The 15,537-nt window shown below is 70.7% G+C and carries 14 protein-coding genes; 5 read left to right on the top strand and 9 right to left on the bottom strand.

Going from position 1 to position 15,537, the window contains the following annotated elements:
• Window positions 1–67 precede the first annotated feature (67 nt).
• Window positions 68–484, bottom strand: coding sequence for a universal stress protein (locus MXA07_RS05625; protein WP_247731067.1), 417 nt, complete (start codon window positions 482–484; stop codon window positions 68–70).
• 267 nt (window positions 485–751) lie between these two features.
• On the opposite strand from MXA07_RS05625, the gene MXA07_RS05620 reads away from it, so the two are divergent.
• Window positions 752–958 carry a DUF8149 family protein gene (locus tag MXA07_RS05620; protein ID WP_247731066.1) on the top strand — a complete coding sequence of 69 codons (207 nt, stop codon included), beginning with the start codon at window positions 752–754 and terminating at the stop codon, window positions 956–958.
• A 99-nt stretch (window positions 959–1,057) separates the two neighbouring features.
• On the opposite strand, the gene MXA07_RS05615 is transcribed toward MXA07_RS05620, so the two are convergent.
• The 6 genes from MXA07_RS05615 to MXA07_RS05590 all read right to left on the bottom strand — a co-directional run bounded on the left by MXA07_RS05615 (window position 1,058) and on the right by MXA07_RS05590 (window position 6,214).
• Window positions 1,058–1,834, bottom strand: a complete 777-nt coding sequence (locus MXA07_RS05615) for a DUF8081 domain-containing protein (RefSeq protein ID WP_247731065.1) — start codon at window positions 1,832–1,834, stop codon at window positions 1,058–1,060.
• Window positions 1,835–1,960: 126 nt separating this feature from the next.
• Window positions 1,961–2,278 (bottom strand): Hsp20/alpha crystallin family protein, encoded by a 318-nt coding sequence (locus tag MXA07_RS05610; protein WP_247731064.1) that lies wholly within the window; start codon window positions 2,276–2,278, stop codon window positions 1,961–1,963.
• Window positions 2,279–2,365: 87 nt separating this feature from the next.
• Window positions 2,366–3,187 carry an ATP-binding cassette domain-containing protein gene (locus tag MXA07_RS05605; RefSeq protein WP_247731063.1) on the bottom strand — a complete coding sequence of 274 codons (822 nt, stop codon included), beginning with the start codon at window positions 3,185–3,187 and terminating at the stop codon, window positions 2,366–2,368.
• 3 nt (window positions 3,188–3,190) lie between these two features.
• Window positions 3,191–4,258 (bottom strand): ABC transporter permease, encoded by a 1,068-nt coding sequence (locus MXA07_RS05600; RefSeq protein ID WP_247731062.1) that lies wholly within the window; start codon window positions 4,256–4,258, stop codon window positions 3,191–3,193.
• A gap of 6 nt (window positions 4,259–4,264) precedes the next feature.
• Window positions 4,265–5,254: a hypothetical protein gene (locus tag MXA07_RS05595; RefSeq protein ID WP_247731061.1), complete on the bottom strand. Its 990-nt coding sequence runs from the start codon at window positions 5,252–5,254 to the stop codon at window positions 4,265–4,267.
• 192 nt (window positions 5,255–5,446) lie between these two features.
• A complete protein-coding gene (locus MXA07_RS05590; RefSeq protein WP_247731060.1) occupies window positions 5,447–6,214 on the bottom strand; it encodes an enoyl-CoA hydratase/isomerase family protein in 768 nt (255 codons plus the stop codon).
• 187 nt (window positions 6,215–6,401) lie between these two features.
• On the opposite strand from MXA07_RS05590, the gene MXA07_RS05585 reads away from it, so the two are divergent.
• Entirely contained in the window at window positions 6,402–7,238 is an 837-nt protein-coding gene (locus tag MXA07_RS05585; protein WP_247731059.1) for a sulfite exporter TauE/SafE family protein, read from the top strand.
• 69 nt (window positions 7,239–7,307) lie between these two features.
• Here MXA07_RS05585 and MXA07_RS05580 read toward each other — a convergent pair whose 3' ends face one another.
• A complete protein-coding gene (locus MXA07_RS05580; protein WP_282102539.1) occupies window positions 7,308–10,070 on the bottom strand; it encodes a heavy metal translocating P-type ATPase in 2,763 nt (920 codons plus the stop codon).
• A gap of 391 nt (window positions 10,071–10,461) precedes the next feature.
• Here MXA07_RS05580 and MXA07_RS05575 point away from each other — a divergent pair, with 391 nt between their 5' ends.
• The 3 genes from MXA07_RS05575 (at window position 10,462) to MXA07_RS05565 (ending at window position 14,127) form a co-directional block, all read left to right on the top strand.
• Entirely contained in the window at window positions 10,462–11,766 is a 1,305-nt protein-coding gene (locus MXA07_RS05575) for a glycosyltransferase family 2 protein (protein WP_247731058.1), read from the top strand.
• A 104-nt stretch (window positions 11,767–11,870) separates the two neighbouring features.
• Window positions 11,871–13,034, top strand: coding sequence for a non-hydrolyzing UDP-N-acetylglucosamine 2-epimerase (gene wecB / locus MXA07_RS05570; RefSeq protein ID WP_247731713.1), 1,164 nt, complete (start codon window positions 11,871–11,873; stop codon window positions 13,032–13,034).
• Window positions 13,027–14,127, top strand: coding sequence for a polysaccharide deacetylase family protein (locus MXA07_RS05565; RefSeq protein WP_247731057.1), 1,101 nt, complete (start codon window positions 13,027–13,029; stop codon window positions 14,125–14,127). Before wecB ends, MXA07_RS05565 begins: the two co-directional genes overlap by 8 nt.
• Window positions 14,128–14,360: 233 nt before the next feature.
• Here MXA07_RS05565 and MXA07_RS05560 read toward each other — a convergent pair whose 3' ends face one another.
• Window positions 14,361–15,503, bottom strand: a complete 1,143-nt coding sequence (locus MXA07_RS05560; protein WP_247731056.1) for a hypothetical protein — start codon at window positions 15,501–15,503, stop codon at window positions 14,361–14,363.
• Between the last annotated feature and the right edge of the window lie 34 nt (window positions 15,504–15,537).

Below are 15,537 nucleotides of genomic sequence, written 5' to 3'. Positions count from 1 at the left end.
GGTTGCCGAGCGCTCGTCGCGACGCGCCGACGGTCTTCGCCGGGCCGTGCAGTCGGCGTTGCGGGGCTCACTCCGGACCCGGCACCGTCAACACCGGCACGATCGAGTGTTCGAGGATGTCCTCCGCGACGCTGTGATCGAGGACGCGATCGAGGCCCGTCCGATTCTCGGTCCCCACGACGATCAGGTCGAACTCGTACTGGGCCATGTGGTCGCGGATCTCCTCGGCCGGCGGCCCCTCCCGGACCGTCGTGGTACACTCCAGTCCGGCACCGGCGGCCGCCTCCTCGACGACGTCGACGGCCGCCCGCGCTTCGTCCTCGAGATCCGCCCGCAGCTGGTCGCGCTGGCTCGTCCCCGTGCTCTCGACGACGGAGAGGCCGTGAACCGTCGCGCCGAACTCGCTCGCGAGGGAGACGGCGTGGTCGACGGCTCGCCGAGAGGTCTCGCTGTCGTCGGTCGGGACCAGGACGTGATCGTACATACGCCCACAAAGGAGTGAGTCCCGGGAATACACCGAGCCTGCACTGGCAACGTCGGTGAACGCGGGCATCGAGGCAAGCGGCGGGCGAGAGGACCGAGCACGGAACGGTTCGATCGGGGCGAGAGAGAGACGCAAGTGGACCGGACCGCGAGCGAAACGGTGTGGTCGAACCGGCGGCTCGAGTCGCGATCGAACTGCAGCGGCGAGCGATCGGGGTGGCGACGAGCGATCGGTGCGGTTTATTGGACGGCCGACGAACGGTGGCGCATGAGCGACGACGAGCCGACAGTCCCGATACTCTGTGAAGCGTGCGACACGGAATCGCGGGTCGCCCTTCCGGACGTCGCCGACGCGGTAACGCGCCACAACGAACACCACCACGACGGCGAGTCGATCGCCGAAGTCGATCCCGCCCTGAAAGACGAGCTCGCGGACCTCGTCGTCGAGGATCTCGGCCTCCTCGAAGACGAGTAGTCCGCTCGGGCCGCGCCGGTGACGATCCCTCGTCGACCGCAGTGACGGCGGGGCCTCCCAGGGCGACGCGAGGCGCCTCCCGGTGCGACGGTGCGGTGCTTACCCCGGCGGCCGGACGTCGTCGATCGAGCGGATCGTCAGGTCGTACGATTGGGGTATCGAGGCGAGGTCGACCCGGATGACGAGCACGTCGAGCTTCGCGTCGCGCGCGGCGAGGCGCTCCATGCCAGCTCGCTGGTTGCGCTCGAAGCTGGTCGAGCCGTGTTTCACCTCGGCGACGTAGCGTTTCAGCGTGGATCCGTCGACGCTCTCCCCGTCGGTCCGCTCGCGGACGGTAAACGCCACGTCGGGGTGCCAGCCGCCGTCGACCTCCGGGTCGAGCCCGCCCACGCGATCCGGATCGTCCTCGACGGCGACGCGGATGTCGACCGGCGCGAGGCCGAGATCCCGGGCGGCGTAGGCGACGATCGGCGGCGGATCGAATCGGTAGGCCGAAAAGAGCGCTTCCGCGAGCGCGCCCACCTGCTGGGCGCGGGTGCCGAACGTCCAGCCGGCCGCCGGATCCCCGCGATCGTCGGGACCCGGTCGGGGCTCTCTGACCGACACCAGGTAGGCGTCGACGTCGGCCGGATCGTTCGGCGCGGGCTGTTGCAGCCGGAGCCCCGGCCCCTCGACCGCGTGGACGAGTTTCGAGACGGCGTCGGCCCGGCTCTCGTACTCGAGGACGTCGCCGGCGCGCTCGCGAAGCGTCTCGATCTCCGGGGCGGCCTCGCAGGCCGATCGCTTCAGCGCCACGCGAAACGGCGAGGCGTCGGGGATTCGACCGGTCTCCTCGATCCGGTAGGGTTCGCCCGGCCACTGGTCCTCCCAGCTCATCGTGGAATCCAGCGTGGGCCATCACCATGAGTGTCCCGCTCGACGACGGGACTGCCGAACGCTGCGTCGGTGCGCGGTCACCGGGCACCACGAGCGGAGATTCGATCGCAGGAGTGGCGAGCGGATTCAGTCGTCGCCGTCGATGATCTCGCCGCCGTCGGCCGTCGCGTCGGACGTCTCGACGGAGACCGTCAGGACGCCGTTGTTGTAGACGGCCTCGTGATCCTCGCCGAACGTCCAGTCGGCCGTCGGCGTCCGGAACGCTCGTTCGTCGACGCCCTCGTCCGCGTCGATGTGGACCTCGAGTCGCTCCTCGCCGACGAGCACCGTCAGGTCCTCGCGGTGGGCCGGCGAGACGTCGAGGACGACGTCGACGCGGTCGGTCGCCGAGTCGTAGTAGTACTGCGTCGGGCGATCGCGCTGGGCGGGCGAAACGGTTGACACGCGTGGCACTCACGAGCGCGTGACCATGACTGCTGGCCTGTACGTGTGAAGGTGGACCCGAGTCTGGGTGCCGACCCGCTCGGATTCCTACCCGTAGTACCGCCGGTACTTCCCGACGCGCGGATCGTCGGGGGCGCCGTCGGCGCGGAGTTCGCCGTCCAGCAGGATCGTCACGCGGTCGTACAGTCCCTCGAAGGCCGCGGCGTTGTGCGAGGAGACCACGATCGTCCGGTCGTCGTCGGCGTAGTCGGCGAAGAAGTCGAGGATCTTGCGCCTGGAGAACTCGTCGACGTCGGCCAGCGGTTCGTCGAGCAGGAGGACCGACGGTCGCGAGAGCAGCGCCAGCGCGAGATCGAGCTTCTTGCGAAAGCCGCCGGAGACGTCGCCGGCGCGGCGGTGGACCGCGGGCTCGAGGCGGAGTTCGGCACAGAGGGTCTCCACCCACGACCGGGGTTCGGGATCGTCGTCGAGCGAGCGAAAGACCGCCAGGTTCTCGCGGACCGTGAGTTCGGGGTAAAAGCGCGGTTCCTGGAAGCTGTAGCCGACCGCCGCGGGGCGGTCGATGCGGCCGCTCGTCGGGTTCGAGAGCCCGGCGATCAGGCGAAAGAGCGTCGTCTTGCCCGATCCGTTTGGTCCGATCAGACCGTGAATCCCGGGTTCGGTCGACAGCGTCACGTCCGCGAGCGCCACCGTCGTCCCGTAGCGCTTTGTCACACCCTCGAGGACGATCGCGTCCCCGTCGGCGGCGTCGGCGGTCGCCTCGATCGGGTCGTCCGCTTCGAATCCCGGCGGTTTCGGTCCGGCACGCTCGCGGTCGCCGATCCGGCGATCGGATTCGCGTGCCGAGTCGCGATCGTCGATCGGGGGGTCGGGATCAGCGGGCCCGTCCGCGGTGGAATCGTTCGACATCGATTAGCGCCTCCGTTTGTAGACCGCGATCGAACCGGCCAGGGCGACGAGGCCGACGACCGCCGCACCCACCAGGAACGCCAGGTAGTCGGCGTAGAGGGCGGCCGGCGCGTCGCGCAACATGCCGCTCCGGGTCGTGATCGTCGCGTAATGGGTCGGCAGCGAGCGGGAGATCGCCTTACGCGTCGACGAGAAAAACCCGACGGGGTAGACCAGACTCGACAGCCCCGCGAGCGCGAAGACGAATCCGACGTCAACGAACAGCGCCGACCGGCGCATGCCCATCGCGAAGAGAACCGCCAGCCCGACGCTGCCCAGAAACAGGAAGGTCAGGAACACGCTCGCGAGCGACAGCGGCGACAGGACCGCCATGTCGAAGCCCATCCAGCGGCCGACGAGCCCGACGGTGAGCGTCGGGACGACCGCCAGCGCGCCGTAGAACAGCAGCTTGCTGGCGATCACGGTCTCGAGCCGCGAGGTCGTCTGGAGCCGGTCGAGCACCAGCCGCTCGTTGCGAAGCTGGTACGGCAGGAACACCATCGCGTAGACGAAGACGAAGAGCACGAGCGCGGCCGCCATCATGTACTCCGTCAGGACGCGCTGCTCGTTGAGTCGCTCGTGGTGGACCTCGACGTCGGCGGCCAGCTGGCCGTCGAGATTCGAGTTCATGATCGAGACCGAGACGTTCGCCGGCTCGGCAAAGGGGACGATCGTCCGATCGGAGACGACCGTGAAGTTCGCCGACTCGCCTTCGACGACGAGGTCGGGCGGCACCTCGATCAGCAGGTACACCTCCTCGCGCTGGAGCGCCTCGCGCGCGGCCGCCGGCGAGTCGTACGTCACCGGCGACGCGAAGTATCGAACGCCCAGGCTCGCCGCGTCGAGTTCGTCGTCGGTCGTCTCCGCGCTCGCCGGGGCGACGCCGACCGGGATGTCCTCCGGGATCGTCTGCTGATAGACGCCGGTGACGCCCGAGAGCATCGCCGGAATCAGGAGTAACAGGACGACGAACAGCCCGAGATTGCGACGGACGGAAAGCGCCTCTTTCCGCAGGAGCGTCAGCAGGTCCACGTGCGCTTAGATCGACTCGAGGTCGGCGAGTTCGTCGATGGGACTCTCCCAGGTCACGACGACCGTGTCGCCGTCCGCACTGATCGAGAGCTTCTCGATGAGCTGTTGTTGCTGGGACGGCGCGTTGGCCGCCGCCTCCTCGAGCGCGAGGCTGGCCGCGCCCTCGGCGTTGTCCGCGGTGTCCGCGTTCGAGAAGTGGACGTGGGCTTCGAAGCCGGCCGTCCCGTCGTCGGTGTAGAACGTTCCCGCGACGGCGGTCATGTCCTCCATGAACGCGGAGGAGCTGCCCTGGCCAGCCATGCCACCGATTCCCATGCCCTGGTCGAAGGCCTCGCCTTCGGTCGTCATCGCAAAGCGGACGTGGCCCTCCGGAGCGTCCTCGAACGCGTCGAGCATCGGACCGGACAGCGCGGCGGCGTCGCCGTACGTGACGTCGAGCGACGACTTGACCGCCGCGGACGTCCCGATCATGAGCTGGCCGTCTTCGTGTTCGGCGACGTAGGTCGGCGAACTGGTCTGGGTGTCGTCAGCGGGGGCCCACAGTACCGATTCACCCTGATACTCGGTGCGTTCGAGCGTGACGTCTTCTTCCGTCTCGATCGACTCGACGAGCGTCTCCGCGTCCCAACTGGAATCGAGGAGGATACCCATCTCTCCCTGCCCGGAAACGGACGGAGCGGTGGACATCGACGGCATGAAGATGGTCGCGCCATCGACTCCGTCGGGATCGAGACCGGTCTGGTTTTCGAACGCTGCGAGGCCCTCCTCCATGCTATCGACCCCCTCGGGGTCAGACTGGGCCATCAGATCGCGAACGTCCTGATCGTTCACCACGCTCGCGTCGACGTGCATGACCATCTCCGCGGAATCGGGGACCTTCTCCATCTGCGCCTGGCTACTGCCCTCGTCGTCCGAGAGGATGCCCACGCAACCCGCCGTCAGCGCCAGTGCAGCCACGAGTACGGCCGCAAGGACGAGACGGCTCGGGACGGGCATACCGAACCATCGTCGTGACGTCTCTTGACTCATCGTTTCACTAAACCGACCGGTATCTCTTAAGCGTTTGGAAAATTCAACAGCCTCGACCGGTCGTATCAGCGGCCGATTGCGGACCGTCGGTGATTCGAGCCGGTCGTCCGCGTCCGCAGCCGACACGGCGCGACGCGACGTCGCCACCGAGTCGCGTCGTTATCGGCCCTCGAACGCCGGCTCGCGGTCCTCGAGGAACGCGGCCATCCCCTCCGACGAGTCGGCGGTGTGGTAGGCCTCGAGCTGGGCGCGGGCCTCGGCTTCGAGCTGTTCTTCGAGGGTGTTCGAGGACGCGCGACGCACCAGGCGACGGATCGACGAAATGGCCCGCGTCGGCCCGTTCGCCAGGTCCGTCACGCGGTCGTCGACCACCGCGTCGAGGTCCGTCGTCGTCTCCGTCACGAGGCCGAGGTCGGCCGCCTCCGGCGCATCCAGGATCCGCCCGGAGGCCAGCAGTTCGAACGCGGTCTGGGTGTCGACGAGTCGGGGGAGTAACCACGTCGCGCCGGTGTCGGCCGTCAGCCCGATCCGAACGAACGAGAAGCCGATTCGCGCGTCCGCGTCGGCGTAGACCAGGTCGCAGGCGACGGCGAGCGAAGCGCCGGCGCCGACGGCCGGTCCGTCGAGTCGCGCGACGACGGGGACCGAGCAGGTGGCGATCTCGCGGACGGCCGCGTGGAAGCTGCGATCGATCAGGTCCGCCGTCGGTTCGCCCTCGACGGACGTGACGTCGATGCCGGCACAGAAGGCGTCGCCCTCGCCCGTCAGGACGGCCGCACGCACCGAGTCGTCGGCATCGATCTCGCGGAACGCGTCCGCGAGCGCCTGCGCGTCCTCGCGGGAGATGGCGTTTCGTCGCTCCGGGTTCGAGATGACGACCGTCGCGATCGGGTCCTCCTCGTGGTGCTCGACGCGAATGGTGCCCATACACGCCGAGACAGACGGCCCGGCCATAACGCTGTTCGTTAGCGGACGCCGGCGGGTGGACGCAAATCCGTCGAGCGTCGCGGCCGTCGGCCCGGAACGCGGTGGACCGACGCGAGATCGGTACCCGGTTCCAGCGAGCCGGGTCCGAGCGCAAGAGGGATAACCGCGAGCGACCGAAGCGACGACAATGAGCGCGATCGCGGCGGTCGCCGACGGGACGGGCGGGACGCTGCTGCAGGCCGGCCCCACCGCGACGATCACCGAGAACGCGGACCTGGCGGTCTTCCTCGTGATCGGGCTGCTCGCGGGGGCCCACTGCCTGGGCATGTGCGGGCCGCTGGTGACCGCCTACGGCGACCGGATGTCGGCCGCGAAATCGGGTCGCCGGCAGGACGACCTCTCGCTCTTCGAGGTGCGCCAGCACCTGCTGTTCAACCTGGGTCGGGCGACGAGTTACGCCCTCGTCGGCGCGCTGGCCGCCCTGCTCGGCGCCCTCGCGTTCGCCTCGACGGACGCGACGATCGCCATGGGCGACCGCGTGCGCGGCGTCGTCGGCGTCCTCGTCGGCGTCGCGATCCTGGCCAGCGGCCTCTACTACGTGCGCGGGCAGGCGGGCGTCCCGGGTCACGACCTCCCGCTGATCGGGACGGTCTTCGCGCGCGTCTCCGGCGCCCTGACGAGCCGGATCGACCGCCTCGCCGCCGGCCCCGGGATCGTCCTCCTCGGCGGCCTGCACGGCTTCCTGCCGTGTCCGATCATCTATCCAGCCTACCTCTACGCCTTCGCCCTCGGCGACCCGCTTCGCGGCGGCCTCTCGCTGTTCGTCCTCGGACTCGGGACGATCCCGACGCTCTTCGTCTACGGCACCCTCCTGAGTTCGATCGGCTCGCGCACTCGGGTCAGACTCCACCGCGCGCTCGGCGCGGCGTTTCTCGTCCTCGGCTACGTCCCCCTCCAGCACGGCCTGATGAGCTTCGGCATCCACCTTCCCCACGTCCCGCTGCCGTTCTACCAGCCGCTGTGAGGGGAAGCCGTGTTCGAAGCGGTCGTCACGGCGGCCGGAGCGCGGGACCGCGACCGAACGACCGCCACCTCACCGCGACCGAAACCAGGAGTAGCCGACGATCGCGGACGCCGTCGCGCCGACCGCGAGCGCGGCGACGAGCGGGTTCATCGCGCCGACGAGCGCGGCCGGGATCGCGATCGCGTTGTAGCCCGCGGCGAGGACCAGATTGCCGCGTCGGCGCGTCCGGTCGCGCTCGGCCAGGGCGAACGCGCGTTCGACGCCGGCGAGGTCGTCGCGGGCCAGCGCCAGGTCCGCGGCGTCGGCCGCGAGCGCCGTGCCGCCGCCGAGCGAGACGCCGAGGTCCGCGGCGGCGAGCGCGGGCGCGTCGTTCGTGCCGTCGCCCACCATCGCGACCCGGCCCTCGCGACCCAGTCGGCGGATCGTCTCCGTCTTGGCCGCGGGGGAGACGCCGGCGAAGACGCGCGCGACACCGTCGTGCGCCGCGAGGAACGCGGTCCCCGACTCGTCGTCGCCGGTGAGCACGATCACCTCGCGGTCGCCGAGCGCGTCGACGGTTTCCGTCCATCCCTCCCGCTCGCGGTCGCCGACGACGACCAGTCCCGCGGCGCGACCGTCGCGGCCGACGACGACCGGCAATCGACCGGCCTCGCGCGCCGTCTCCACGCTCGCCTCGATCGACTCGGGCACCGACCAGCCCTGCGAGGCGAACAATCGGGGGTGGCCGACCAGGACCGACTCGCCGTCGACGACGCCGCCGACGCCCGTGGGGTGGGTTTCGAAGTCCTCGACCCGCGGGGCGTCGTCCGCCGCGACGCGTCCGCCGTCCGTGCGGGATCGCCCGTCGGACGCGCCCCTGCTGTCGGCGTCCCCGGCCTCCGGATCCTCGCCGGCCCCGCCCCGCCCGAACGCGTCGACGATCGCCGCGCCGGCGGGGTGGGCGGCCCGGCGTTCGAGCGCTGCAGCGGCTTCGAGCGCGTCGGTCGGCCCCTCCGCGTCGTGGACAACCATCTCGCCGGTCGTCAGCGTCCCCGTCTTGTCGAAGACGACGGTGTCGACGGCGCGCAGGCGCTCGAAGACCGTCTCGTCGAAGACGACGATGCCCGCGTCTGCGGCCTCGCGAATCGTCGAGGCGACGGAGATCGGCGTCGCGAACGCGAGCGCCCAGGGCGTCGCGACCACGACGGCGAGCGAGAGCCACCTGAGCGCCGTCGTCGCGTCGCCACCGAGGACGAGCGCGGCCGCGCCGGCGAGGGCGGCGACGGCGACGACGGCCGGGAGGAGCCGGGCGGCGAGCGAATCGGCCGCGACGGCCGCCCCGTGTCGGGCGCTCTGGAGGTCCCAGACCGTCCGCGTCAGGCGCTCGAAGCGGCTGGTCGTCGACTCGCCGACGTCGACGACGGCGGCGCCGCTCGTGACCGCCGAACCGCCGATCACCGCGTCGCCGGCGCGCTTGACCCGGGGGAGCGACTCGCCCGTGACGACGGCCTCCTCGACGGTGCACTCGCCCTCGGCGAGCGTGCCGTCGACCGGGATCCGCTCGCCCCGGCGGACGAGGATGCGATCGCCGGGATCGAGCGCGTCGGTCGAGACGACGGCCGTCGACCCGTCGTCGCCGTAGCGCCTGGCGTGCGAGACCGAAGAGCGCGTGAGGTCGCTCAGGTGGGCGAAGGCGTCGCGCTTGACGCCCGCCTCCCAGTAGATCGCGCCCATGACCAGCGCCGCGACCAGGATCGGAAAGTCGAAGTAGAGGTCGTAGCGCCCGTCGAAGATCGCGATCGTGCTGTAGCCGATCGCCGCGAGGATCGGCAGCGTCGCGAGCAGGTGGGCGTTGGGCTTCCGGAGGCGGATCGCGACGACGGCCCCGCGGAGCAGCGGCGCTCCGGTCAGGACGACGACGGCGCCGGTCAGGGCGAGGAAGAACGCGAGCCCGTTGGTGTTCAGTTCCGGCGCCGCGTCGGCGAAGAGCGAGATCGGCCCCCAGGTGACGAAGTCGGCGAGGTACGTCGGGTAAAACAGCGTCAGGTAGGGTAACAGCAGGAACGATCCGAAGACGACCCCCACGACGTAGCGCACCTCGAGCATGTCCTCGTGGCGACGGCCGCGCAGCCCGCTCCGCTCCCGGTCCCGGTAGGATCGCCCGGTCGCGTCCGCCGGCGCGACGCGCCCGGTGTCGGTATCGCGGTTCGAGGGGCCGGTCTCGACAGCGCCGTCCGACGGGCCGCCGGTCGACGAATCGGCTGCGCGTGAATGGCCGGCGCCGGCGGGGGTGCGAGCCGGGTCGCTCCCCGCCGGGATCCGGTTCGCCTGCGACGGCCTCCCGGCTCGCCCGCCCGTCGCCTCCCCGTCCTCGCCGCGCTGGTATGCGGTGTAGCCCAGCCGGGTGAGGCGATCCGCGAGGGCGTCGGCGTCGATCCGCTCGGGGTCGCACTCGACGCGGACGGTCTCGGTGACGTAGCTGGCGCTGGCGTCGACGACCGCGTCGTGACTCGTCGCGACGGCTTCGAGGTAGTCCTCGCAGTGGGGCGAGTGCATCCCGTCGACGCGAAGGTAGGTCAGTTCGCGGCTCGACGCCGGTTCGGATCCGGTCGGGGCACCGCCGTCCCCGTCCGTCGAACCGTCGGTCGGCGTCTCGGTCCCGCCGATCGAATCCGAAGGGGCCGATTTCGGCGATCGACCGCAGTCGGCCGGCAGTCGTTCGTCGAGGCGGCTGCAGCCGGGCGAACAGAAGCGGTCGCCTTCGCGGTCGCCTGCGCCGGCGGTCTCGCCAGTCCCGGACTCGATCGGTCGGCCGCAGTACGCGCACGACGGGTCCGGCGTGTCCCCTTCCACGGCGGGCGCTACGGCCTCGGTCGGGATAACGCTGGCCGATTCGACTCGGCGTCGGGCGGCGCCTGCCCGCTCGCAGAACGGGATGCCTACCCCCGACGCTCGACGCATCGCGGGCCGCGTATCGTCGGCCGAACCCCGTCTGCGCTGGTGTTCGGCGGCGAGCCCGCCCGATCGATTCGATTCGGGAGTAGGCGGCCCCTCACGGCGGTCAGGCCGAGCGAACGCGCCGGCGCCGTGCGCGAATCGGTCCCGCGACGCCGACCGCGCAGGCGGCTCGATTCCGTACCGATCGCATACTCCCGTCCGGCCTCGCGGTGGGCCGACCGGCCCGCGGAGAAAGACGTCCGTTACTATCGGCCCGGTTGCCGGATCAATAGAACGGTAACACAGCATGTACGATGGCCAGACTGTCGGCGTCGTGATTCCCGCGTACAACGAAGCGGGATTCGTCGGGCGGGTGATCGAGACCCTGCCCGAGATCGTCGATCGGGCGTACGTCGTCGACGACTGCTCGACCGACGACACCTGGTCCGAGATCGAGGCCGCGGCCGCCGCGGTCAACGATCGGTCGGCGGCGAGCGGAACCCCCCGCCCGTTCCCCGCCGCGGTCGGGGGGACGTCGCTCGGGACGCGGGGAGCATCCGACGGCGACGGGAGTTCGGACGGGGAGATCAGCTGTGCCGAGCTCGTCGCACCCTCGTCGAACCCCGCTCTCCACACGGACGGCGGGCGCGTCCGCGCCGACGACGAACAGGGTTCGCAGACGGAGTCACCGCTGTCCCGGACCGACCAGCGCCGAACGGACGGAGCGTCATCCGACCAGCGGGCGGACGCGGCGATCGACGGCGATCGGAACGAAACGCCGGACGACGAGCGAGCGGACGGTCCCTTTCACCCGCGCGTCGTCGCGGTCCGCCACGAGCGAAATCGGGGCGTCGGCGGCGCGGTCAAGTCCGGGTATCGGCTCGCGCGGGTCGACGACGTCGACGTCGTCGGGGTGATGAACGGCGACGGACAGATGGACCCGGCCATCTTCGAGCGGATCGTCGAACCGGTGGCCGCCGGGCGCGCGGGCTACGCCAAGGGGGATCGCCTCTCGAACCCCGACCACCGCGCGCCGATGCCGCGCTGGCGCCTGTTCGGCAACGCCGTCCTGACGCTCCTGACGAAGTGCGTCAGCGGCTACTGGGGGATGAACGACCCGCAGAACGGCTACACGGCGATCTCGAGCGAGGCGCTCGCGTCGATCGACGTCGACCGGCTCTACGACGGATACGGCTTCTGCAACGACGTGCTGGTCCACCTGAACGTCGCCAATGTCCGCATCGAAGACGTCCCGATGGCGGCCAAGTACGGCGACGAGCAGAGTCACATCAGCCTCGCGAGCTTCGTCCCGACGCTCTCGTGGCTGCTCGCGAAACGGGCGAGCTGGCGCTACGCGAACCAGTACGTCCTCGGCGGGCCGCACCCGCTCGCGGCCGTCATCGGCCTCGGCGTGCTGGCGAGCATCATCGGGATCGCTGGACTCGGCGTCGAAGTCGCGACCGGCGGTCCGGGCATCGACGGCCTCGTGACGGCCGCGTCGTTCCTCGCGATCGGCGCCCTCTGTCTCGCCCTCCTCGTCGCGGGGGATCGCCTCGTCAGCGACCCGCTCGGCCCCGACGGGCCGCGCGCGCTCGGAGGGGAGCAATCGTGAGCCGATCGAGCGGCGACGAGGAGTCCTCGACGGCGGACGGCCAGGAAGCGCCGTCAAGCGATCGATCGATGAACGGCGAGGGAGCGACGAGGGCAGATCGCTCGATGGGTGGCGAGGGAGCGACGAGGACCGAGCGGCCGGCGAGCGCGGACGAGCGGCCGCACGTGCTCACCGTGGTCGGGGCGCGACCGCAGTTCGTCAAGGCGGCCGCCGTCTCCCGGGCGTTCGCGGGGCGGTTCAGGGAAACGGTGGTCCACACCGGCCAGCACTACGACGAGGAACTGTCGGCGATCTTCTTCGACGAGCTCGGCCTGGCGGACCCCGACCACGACCTCGGCGTCGGGTCGGGGACGCACGCGACCCAGACCGCCGACGTCGCTGTCGAGGTCGAGCGGGTGATCGACGACGTCGAGCCCGACGCCGTCCTCGTCTACGGCGATACGAACTCGACGCTGGCGGCCGCGATCGCGGCGTCGAAGCGGCCGCCGACGCTGGTCCACGTCGAGGCGGGCCTGCGGTCCGGCGACCGGTCGATGCCCGAGGAGATCAACCGCGTCGCGACGGACCACCTCTCGGACGTCCTCTACGCCCCGAGCGAGGCGGCCGTCGCGACGCTCGAACGCGAGGGCATCACCGAGACCGTCGCCGCGCCAGGCGACGTCATGTACGACACGCTCCTTGCCGTCCACGACCGCCTGTCGTCGGGACTGATCGACCCCGCCGACGAGCTCGCCGGACCGTCGGGCCCGATCGATCCGCGCGAGTTACCCGATTCGTTCGTCCTCGCGACCGTCCACCGCGCGGCCAACACCGACGATCCGGACCGTCTGGAATCGATCGTCGACGGGCTCGCGGCCGTGGACCGACCGGTCGTCCTGCCCGCGCACCCGCGAACGGTGGAGGCCCTCGAACGCGACGGAGCGTTCGAACGCGCGGCGGACGCCCTCGAGCTGGTCGACCCGGTCGGCTACCGGACGTTCCTCTGGCTGCTGGAGCGGGCCGACTGCGTCGCGACCGACTCGGGCGGCGTCCAGAAGGAGGCGTTCTACCTCGATACGCCCTGCGTGACCCTCCGCGAGACGACCGAGTGGGACGAGACCGTCGAGGCGGGCTGGAACGAACTCGTCGGCGCGGACGCGGCCGCGATCGCGACCGCGGTCGACGCCGCGTCGACGCCGCCCGAGAAGCCCGCCCTCTACGGCGACGGCGTGGCCGCCGAACGCATCGCGGACGACCTCGAGCGGCGGCTGGGACCGACGGATGAGTGACCGCGAACGAGCCGTGGACGGACTTCCGAGTCAGACCGGCGGTGAGCCGGGCGATGCCGTCACCCTCGACCTGTCTCTCCCGCCCGAGGCCCGCCGGGATCGGTCGGCGGTGCCGGAGAACGCCTCGTTCGCCCTCTGTCTCACCCACGACGTCGACCGGCCGTACAAGGGGATTCGGTCGCTGTACTACGGGCTGACCGAACGCTCGACGTACCACCTCCGAACGGCCGTCTCCGGGGAGAACCCCTACTGGCAGTTCGAGGAGATCGCCGAACTCGAGGACGAGCTGGGGGTTCGGTCGGCCTTCTACTTCCTCAACGAGCAGCACCTGCTGGCCGAGCGGCCGGTGCGCGACTGGCTCTGGCCGACCAGCTGGGTCCAGCACGTCGGCCGGTACGACCCGACGAGCCCGCCGATCAGCGACGTCGTCGAGCGCCTCGCCGCGGGCGGCTGGGAGGTCGGCCTCCACGGCTCCTTCCACTCGCCCGACGATCGCGAGCGCCTCCGCGAGGAGGTCGACGCGCTCCGAACCGTGCTGGCGAGGGTCGGGACGCCGGAGACGGAGGCGGAGTCGACGGAGACGCCGAAGGGACCGACAGGCGCGCCGACCGTCACCGGCGGCCGGCAACACTACCTCCGGCTGTCGATTCCCGACACCTGGCGCCACCACCGGGCGATCGGGCTGCGCTACGACGCCAGCCTCGGCTCCGGGACCCGCTGTGGCTTCCACCACGGCTACCACCCGATCCGCCCGTTCGGCGACGACTTCCGGGTCTTCCCGCTGACGATCATGGAACAGGCGCTGCCCGATCCGGCCGACGACCCCGACGGGGCGCGAGCCCGCTGCGAGGCGCTCCTGCGCGAGGCGGCGCGAAACGAGGCGGTGATGACCGTCCTCTGGCACCCGCGCTACTTCAACGAGCGCGAGTTCCCCGGCTACCGGTCGCTCTACCGGTGGCTCGTCCGCCGAGCGCAGGAACTGGACGCCTGGGTCGGGCCGCCGCGCGACCTGCTCGAGACCAGGGCGATCGAACAGACCGCCGAGAGCCCGCAGGCGGTTTCGGCGGCGCGAAATCCCGTCCGAACCGACTGATCCGCGCGGCCGATGGGCCGTCCGGACGCCGTGACCCCGTCCCCGGCCCCGAATCTCGGGCGACGGAACCCGCCACCGATCGAGACGGACCGCGAGCGTTCCGTCGCTTCGAATCGGCACCGTCTCCAGGATCGCGTTCGCCCAGCGGCCGCGCACCGTCCGCGGTCGAGCGCCGGTCCGAACGAGATCCACGGTTCGAGCGGAATCGGTGTCGCGACGTCCGAGCCGACCGTTCACTCCGATCGAGTGAGTTCCACGGTTCGATCGGGTTCGCTCACTTCGTTGGAATCGCCGGCCTCGTAGGGGCGCAGGCCGTCGACGGCCGAGGCGTCGCCCAGCGCGGTCGCGACGTCGACGATGACGTCCGTCAGGGCACACCGGTCCGCGAGGAACGCGTCGCGCCGGCGTCGCCACGTGGCGTCGGTCCCCTCCGTCGCGAGGAGGGTTTCGGCGCGGTCGATCGCCGCGTCGACCGTCGCCTCGTTGTATATCAGTCCGTGGCGCTCCAGTTCGCGGAAGTTACCCATGTCGTCCTCGCCGACGAAGGAGTTCGAGCGGACGGCGGGCGTCCCGATGAGGGCGGCTTCGGTCACCATCGTCTGCGTGTCGGCGACCAGGAGGTCCGCCTCGGCGAGCGCGTCGTGCAGGAGCGCGGGGTGGACCGAGAACGGCCGGGCCGGGAGCCCCTCGTAGACCATGTCGCCGCCTTCGTCCGAGACGAGGACGGTGGCGTGCGCGGCGAGGCGCTCGATCAACTCGCGGCGGCGGTCGGGGGTGAATCCGCCGCGGCCGACGTCGTGGTGGGAGCCGAAGGCGTTGAGCCGGACGATGACGAACGGTTCCTCGGGCGCCAGGTCCAGCCGCTCCCGGACGTCCGCCCGGGCGTCGCTCGCCGGCGAGAATTCGTCGGGATGCAGATAGGCGCACTCCTTCAGTCCGGAGAACACGTGGTGGTCGTCGCAGAGTTTCGTCCCGAAGGTATCCGGCGTCAGGACGCTGCGGGCGAAGGGCGTCGAGATCGCGTGATCGAGGCCGGTCACCTCGGAGTCGATGAGCAGCGTCACGGGCGTCCGGAGGAGCGCCCCCGTGTGGGCGGCGTAGGCGCCCATGCCGAAGATGTGATCCGGATCGAACCGCCTGGCCCGACGGATGGCACGGACGTAGTGGGCTGGCAGCCTGGCGAGCAACGACCACTTCGACGTGTCGCAGTAGCCGTACACCTCGTGGGGCAGGTCGTACCACTCGAGGAGGTCGACCGTGCAGCCGTAATCGCGTCCCAGAACGAGGACGTCGTGTCCGGCGGCCCGGAGTCGAGACACGGCGTTCCGGTAGAGGTGGACGTGCGCCGGCGTGTTCGTGAATATCAGATACCGCATTCGATGGCGACGAGGGGCTCGAACGCCGTTGTTA

Source organism: Halovivax limisalsi (genome assembly GCF_023093535.1).
Lineage (GTDB): Archaea > Halobacteriota > Halobacteria > Halobacteriales > Natrialbaceae > Halovivax > Halovivax limisalsi.
Note: the sequence above shows the minus strand (reverse complement) of the source record. Positions and strands in the feature narration are given on the sequence as shown.